The sequence below is a fragment of the Pseudoxanthomonas sangjuensis genome (assembly GCF_010211755.1).
Lineage (GTDB): Bacteria > Pseudomonadota > Gammaproteobacteria > Xanthomonadales > Xanthomonadaceae > Pseudoxanthomonas_A > Pseudoxanthomonas_A sangjuensis.
The window spans coordinates 1-4,870 of the sequence record NZ_PDWR01000044.1 but is presented as its reverse complement, the minus strand read 5'-3'; the positions used below and the strand labels follow the sequence as shown (position 1 = coordinate 4,870).

Sequence of the window (4,870 nt, the reverse complement as noted above, 5' to 3'; positions counted from 1 at the left end):
GTGGGCCACTGCGGTGACAACGCCGCGTGCGAAGGCTTCTTCGGCCTGCTCAAGCGCGAGCGGGTCTACCGCATGACCTACCCAACGCTCGATGCCGCGAGGGCTGATGTGTTCGAATACATCGAGCGGTTCCACAACCCGAGGATGCGACGAAGGGTCGCCAGGCAAGACCAGAAGTTCTCAGCCCTTTTACAACCGTCCGTGATTTCGGGGTAGAACCCGACATTGTGATGTTGGGGTTCGCTCCGTTTCAACCCAACCTACTCGTGCTGAAGGCGGGTTGAAACCCGCCCTACCCGTGCTTGAATGAATTATTAGGCGTCACTTGCATTGGCTCGCGGCAAGTTAATAACGCTAATGCTAGGATTTTCAGGAGCCTCATTGCGAAACGTGGCGACAGAGTTAAGACCCTTGGCAAGTGCAATCGCTGCCGCCAAGTGATTGGCTGTTGCGTCCGGCTCGATGTACGCGACATGCGATGATGCGATTTGTCGAATGCCTCTCTCGATAGGTAGCCAATCTGTGCCGTGAGTGTTGGGTGAGAAGCATGAAATGCCTGCAATATTAAGAAGCTCCAGCACTGCCATGAACCGATCTTGCCTTAGCGAGTTGTCGAGAATGTAGAAGGTCCCGACTTGCCTAGTTGCAAGCTGAGAGTAGAACTCTTTGACAGCAACCGCTGTGTAGCTGCGAGTGAATGCATCAAGGACAGTTAGCTCAACAATGTGCCGATACAGGCGATCTGTTGCCGCCGCGGCGATCATCCGACAATCTTGCTGCGCCGCATCAATGGCAGCGAATGCATCCCTTGTATGGGCTTGCATGTGGTTTGGGATAGAAATAGCGTCGTTCGACTCGCGCATGTGCTGAATGGCTACGGGAAACGCTACCAATGCGCCAAGGCAGTCGGCAGCCAACTTGTCGTCTCGAACGTTTACGCCAATCGTGCTCATAACGACCGCCTTGGAGTCTGGTGTGACGCCAAACGCCTGAATTAAGCCGACCCGCGAAGCGGGTTCGGCTTGAATGAATTGTTAGGCCTCAAAGCCGGAACCACAACGGCCGCTCGACCCACGAGATGACTAGGCCGGAATTGCCAGGCTGAATCTGTGCAAAGCGCCAACCTGTAAAGGAGAACTCACCCGCCACAACGGTGTCGGCAGCCGCGAGCACGGCGAAGAATGTCCCAGAGCTACCAAGCCCATACTCAGATCCGACATTGTTCAGTGCATCAGTGTCTGAGACGGAATCTGGGATGCCCTCTACGACAAGGATCTCATCATTAACGTACAGCGTTGGCAGGTACGCAACGAATCCATCCTCGTCGAGGATGTTGCACGTTGCATCCAAGAATTGCTCGAATTTCAGTGGGCTGCCCATTGAGGCCTAACTCTTGTTTACACGGCGACTATGCCACCGTAACGGATATTAACCACCCTTCTCCACCCGCAAACTCCCCACACAAAAAAAGCGGGCCGAAGCCCGCTTTTCAGTTCACAGCATCCCGGTTTCCAGCCGCGCCGCTTCGCTCATCATGTGCCGGCCCCACGGCGGGTCGAACACCAGTTCGACGTCGGCCTCGGCGATGGTCGGGATCATCTCCAGCTTGCTGCGCACGTCGTCGACCAGGATCTCGCCCATGCCGCAGCCCGGCGCGGTCAGGGTCATCTTCACGTCGACCGCGCGCTGGCCATCGTCGCGATGGCGCAGGCTGGCCTCGTACACCAGGCCCAGGTCGACGATGTTGAACGGGATCTCCGGATCGAAGCAGGTCCGCAACTGCTGCCAGACCAGCCGCTCCACGTCCTCGTCGCCGGCGTCGGTCGGCAGGTCCAGCGATTCCGGCGGTTCCTTGCCGATGGCGTCGGCGTCCTTGCCCGCGATGCGGAACAGGTTGCCTTCCACGAACACCGTGTAGCTGCCGCCCAGCGCCTGGGTGATGTAGCCGTAGCTGCCGGCGGGCAGGGTCACGCTGTCGCCCTGCGGCACCATCACGGCCGGGCAATCGCGTTCTAGTTGGACGGGTTCGCTGCTGCGGGAATACATATCGATCAGATGGGGACGGCGCCTGCTGGCGCAAGCCGGCTTTTTCCCGCCTGCCGCCCGCCGCTGGCCGGCAAACCGTGGGCCGCAGCGTTCCCGTGCCGGAAGACAGGGCTCACGCCGCCGCCGCGACAGGCTATGCTGGCCGGAATTCTGGAGCCCGGATGCCGCCCGATTCCCCCGCCCGCGTCGCACGCGGCCTGTCATTGCTGCTGTTGGCCACGGGCAGCGCCATCGTCGGCGCGCTGTGGGTCCTGCTTGCCCTGCGCAGCGGCCGCCAGTGCAGCTGGATGGCGCTGGCGGTGGCCCTGGATTGCGCGGTGCTGCTGCGCCTGGGCGGCATGCGCGGCGGCTGGAAACGCGCAACCGCGGCGCTGCTCGCGACCGCGGTCGTGATCGCGCTGACCAACTGGTGCATCGTCGCGCTGCAGGTCGGCCTGCCGCTGGGCCTGGACGGCTGGGACGCGCTGGTCCGCCCGGGCCTCGGCTACGCGTGGACGCTGCTGGACCTGGCCACCGGCACCATGGACGCCATCTTCATCCTGCTCGCGCTGGTCGCCGCCGCGCTCCTGGGACGCTGAACTTCACTGCGCCTGCGCCGGCATTTCGTCCAGGCAGCGGGCGAACAACGCCACCGCCTGCTCGATCTCCGCCACCGACAGGGTCGCGTAGCCCAGCAGCAGTCCTGCACGGTCGGGGGGCTCGATGTAGTACTGGGAAATGGACGCCAGCCACAGCCCGCGCTCGCGCGCGTGGGCGATGAAGGCATCGCCCTGTTCGCGGCTGCGCCCGCGCAGCCAGGCGACCAAGTGCATGCCGGCGCTGGAATCGGCGATCTCGACGCGATCGCCGGCCAGGCGGCGCAGGCCCTCCAGCAAGGCCGTGCGCCGTTCCTTCAGGGTCTTGGCGGTGCGGGCCAAGTGGCGCTCGAAGCCGCCGTCGGCCATGAAGCCGGCCAGCGCCGCCTGTTCCACGGTCGGTGCGCCGAAGTCGTCCAGCCATTTCGCCGCGACGAAATCGCCGCGCAGTTGCGGCGGCACCACCATGTAACCGAGCCTGATCGACGGGAACAGGGTCTTGGAGAACGTGCCGATGTAGACGACCCGGTTGTCGCCGTCGAGCGAGCGCAACGCGGCCAGCGGCTTGCTGTCGTAGCGGAATTCGCCGTCGTAGTCGTCTTCGAAGATCCAGCAATCGTGGCGCCGCGCATAGTCCAGCAAGGCCAGCCGCCGCGACAGCGACAGCACCGATCCCATCGGGAACTGATGCGACGGCGTCACGCACACCAGTTGCGGGCGCCGTGCCGGCAAGGCATCCACGCACATGCCCTGCGCGTCCACCGGCACCGGCACCACGCGCGCGCCGTGCACCTTCAGCACCGTGCGGATCGCCGTGTACTGCGGGTCTTCCATCGCCACTTCGTCGCCCTCGTCCAGCAGCACGCGCGCGGTCAACGCCATCGCCTGCTGGGTGCCGCCGACGATCAGCACGTCGTCCGGGACGATGTGGACGCCGCGGCGCCGGGCGAGGTAGTCGCAAACCGCTTCGCGCAGCGCCGGCAAGCCCTGCGCCGTCGGGTAATTGGGCGGGGTGTATTGCGCCGCGCGCGACAGTTCGCGCGCCCATGCGCTGGTCAGCGCCGGATTGGTCGACGGCATGCCGTAGTGGAAGGCATACCTCGGCAAGGGCTGGCGCGGGCCCAGCAGCCAATCGTGGTCGAGCAGCTCGCGCGCGCGCCGCGCATAGGCGGACTGGGGTTCGACCGGCCCTGACGCCGGCTGCGCGACGGCAGTCTGCAACGGCGGCATGACATAACTGCCCGAACCGACCCGGCTCTCGAGGAAACCCTCGGCGCGCAATTGCTCGTATGCGGCGAGCACCGTGTTCCGCGACACCCCCAGTTCGCGCGCGAGTGCCCGCGTCGGCGGCAGGCGCGTGCCGGCGTATACACCGCCACTGAACATGGCCGCCTTCAGCGCGCGGGTCAGTTGCCCATGCAGGGGTCCGTTGCCATCGAGTTCCAGATACACGGGGGATATCGCTCCAACGTCGATTGGCCCCATTGCAGTGTACCCAATTGGATCTTTATAGGGCCAATTATCCGGGTTCAGATAGGGCCAATCTCCCCCTCACCGAGCGAGGACGCCATGACATCGCACTCATTGACCTCTCCGGTCCGGATCATGCCCCAGTTCACCCTGCCCCTCTGGCTGGTCGGCGGCTTTGCCGCGGCCGTCGCCGATCTGGCCCTGGCTGCGGCCTATTGGAGCCAGCACGGCTCCACCACCCAGCGCGTGCTGCAATCGATCGCCGCATGGGTGGTGGGGCCCGCCGCCTATCGCGGCGGCTGGGAAAGCGCCGCGTTCGGCGTGCTGCTCTACATCGGCACCCTGTGCGCGGTGATGGCGCTGTACCGGTTCCTGTCGCGGCACTACCGCGTGCTGGTCCGCCGACCCGTGACCTGCGGCGCACTGTACGGCGTGCTGGCCTACGGATTGATCTTCCATCTCTTCGTGCCTCATTTCAGCGCAGCGGTCACGCGGACGTTGCCGTGGCAATGGGAAGCGATTTGCGTGGCGGTCTATATCGGCATGGTCGGCATTCCGTGCGCGCTGCTGGCGCGCGTCGGGGTGGCATCGAAATAGCAGCGACGGCCACGGCGCGAAACAGCCGCTGCTTCACCGCCCCGGCAACGCGCGAATCAGCGGCTGCAGCCAGGTTTCGTACGGCGCCCACTTCGGCCGCTCGCGCCGCACCACTTCGCCGCGCACCTGGACCGCGCTGGCCGTGGCCACCGCGCGCGTGCTGGCGGCGGTGCTGCGCATGC

The 4,870-nt window shown here is 64.8% G+C and carries 7 protein-coding genes; 3 read left to right on the top strand and 4 right to left on the bottom strand.

Annotated features, from left to right (window positions below; all coding sequences use genetic code 11):
- On the top strand, positions 1–216 hold a 216-nt coding region (locus CSC71_RS15085), incomplete at its 5' end, for an IS3 family transposase (RefSeq protein WP_162373230.1).
- Between the two features lie 98 nt (positions 217–314).
- Here the strand turns inward: CSC71_RS15085 and CSC71_RS15080 are convergent.
- The 3 genes from CSC71_RS15080 to sufT all read right to left on the bottom strand — a co-directional run bounded on the left by CSC71_RS15080 (position 315) and on the right by sufT (position 2,046).
- The gene (locus CSC71_RS15080; protein ID WP_162375202.1) at positions 315–953 is read right to left on the bottom strand and encodes a hypothetical protein; all 639 of its coding nucleotides are present in this window, start codon (positions 951–953) and stop codon (positions 315–317) included.
- 88 nt (positions 954–1,041) lie between these two features.
- On the bottom strand, positions 1,042–1,380 hold the full coding sequence (locus tag CSC71_RS15075) for a hypothetical protein (protein WP_162375201.1): 339 nt from the start codon (positions 1,378–1,380) through the stop codon (positions 1,042–1,044).
- A gap of 114 nt (positions 1,381–1,494) precedes the next feature.
- Positions 1,495–2,046 carry a putative Fe-S cluster assembly protein SufT gene (gene sufT / locus CSC71_RS15070; protein WP_162375200.1) on the bottom strand — a complete coding sequence of 184 codons (552 nt, stop codon included), beginning with the start codon at positions 2,044–2,046 and terminating at the stop codon, positions 1,495–1,497.
- Positions 2,047–2,207: 161 nt separating this feature from the next.
- On the opposite strand from sufT, the gene CSC71_RS15065 reads away from it, so the two are divergent.
- A complete protein-coding gene (locus tag CSC71_RS15065; RefSeq protein ID WP_162375199.1) occupies positions 2,208–2,624 on the top strand; it encodes a hypothetical protein in 417 nt (138 codons plus the stop codon).
- Positions 2,625–2,627: 3 nt separating this feature from the next.
- On the opposite strand, the gene pdxR is transcribed toward CSC71_RS15065, so the two are convergent.
- Positions 2,628–4,073, bottom strand: a complete 1,446-nt coding sequence (gene pdxR / locus CSC71_RS15060; protein WP_246192261.1) for a MocR-like pyridoxine biosynthesis transcription factor PdxR — start codon at positions 4,071–4,073, stop codon at positions 2,628–2,630.
- 153 nt (positions 4,074–4,226) lie between these two features.
- Here pdxR and CSC71_RS15055 point away from each other — a divergent pair, with 153 nt between their 5' ends.
- The gene (locus CSC71_RS15055) at positions 4,227–4,688 is read left to right on the top strand and encodes a hypothetical protein (RefSeq protein WP_162375198.1); all 462 of its coding nucleotides are present in this window, start codon (positions 4,227–4,229) and stop codon (positions 4,686–4,688) included.
- The last annotated feature ends 182 nt before the right edge of the window (positions 4,689–4,870 follow it).

Excerpts from the sequence above, each read along its gene's own strand:
- sufT (WP_162375200.1), bottom strand. The coding sequence starts at position 2,046 with ATGTATTCCCGCAGCAGCGAACCCGTCCAACTAGAACGCGATTGCCCG.
- CSC71_RS15065 (WP_162375199.1), top strand. The coding sequence starts at position 2,208 with ATGCCGCCCGATTCCCCCGCCCGCGTCGCACGCGGCCTGTCATTGCTG.
- CSC71_RS15055 (WP_162375198.1), top strand. The coding sequence starts at position 4,227 with ATGCCCCAGTTCACCCTGCCCCTCTGGCTGGTCGGCGGCTTTGCCGCG.
- CSC71_RS15075 (WP_162375201.1), bottom strand. The coding sequence starts at position 1,380 with ATGGGCAGCCCACTGAAATTCGAGCAATTCTTGGATGCAACGTGCAAC.
- CSC71_RS15080 (WP_162375202.1), bottom strand. The coding sequence starts at position 953 with ATGAGCACGATTGGCGTAAACGTTCGAGACGACAAGTTGGCTGCCGAC.